The sequence below is a fragment of the Teichococcus deserti genome, from assembly GCF_001982615.1.
GTDB classification, from domain to species: domain Bacteria; phylum Pseudomonadota; class Alphaproteobacteria; order Acetobacterales; family Acetobacteraceae; genus Pseudoroseomonas; species Pseudoroseomonas deserti.
In genome coordinates this window covers 1-706 of record NZ_MLCO01000564.1, presented here as the reverse complement: position 1 = coordinate 706, position 706 = coordinate 1, and the positions used below count along the sequence as shown (strand labels likewise).

General features: G+C 72.0%; 1 protein-coding gene. It reads left to right on the top strand.

Annotation, left to right across the window (positions count from 1 at the left end; genetic code table 11):
• On the top strand, positions 1–706 hold a 706-nt coding region (locus BKE38_RS32710; protein ID WP_474104359.1), incomplete at both ends, for a TSCPD domain-containing protein.

The following is a 706-nucleotide window of genomic DNA, read 5'->3' as shown; positions in this document are numbered from 1 at the left end:
GCGAGCGCGAGGCCGAGGCGCTGCTGGCCCCGGTCACCGACAAGGCGCGGGAGGCGATGGAAGCCGCCATCCGCCCCTACCTCCACGCCGCCGCCCCGGCGCCGCTGGCCCGGCCCGAGCCCGCCCGCCCACTTCCGCCGCCGCGCCCCGCCGTCGCCGCCCGCGGCAATGTCTGGCGCGTCGTGGTCGGCGGCCACCGCGTCCTGCTGCGCACCACCGAGGCGGCCGACGGCAGCCTGATCGAGGTCGGGCTGTCGATGGGCAAGGAGGGCGGCAAGGATGGCAGCGCCCTGCGCGGCCTGCTCGACGGCTTCCTGCAGGCGGTGAATATCGGCCTGGCCCGCGGCGTGCCGCTGTCGGACTATGTCACGGCCTTCTCCTATACCCGCTTCGGCCCCTCGGGCCTGGTCGAGGGGGATGCCGATATCCTCTGCGCCACCTCGGTGATGGACTGGGCCTTCCGCCGGCTGGCGATCAGCCACCTGGGCGGCGGCGAGGCGCGCCGGCTCTGGCCCGACCCGACGATCGAGGAATGCGCGGTCGATGCCGTCGGCCTGCCGGGCGACCGCGCATTCCCTGCCTCTTATACACCTCTGACGCTGCCGACGACCTTACGCGTCTCCTCCCCAGTGACGTCGGGGGCACTAAACAAAAAACACCATTCAATCAAACGTCCACTCTATCACTCCCCCGCGCGCACACCAAC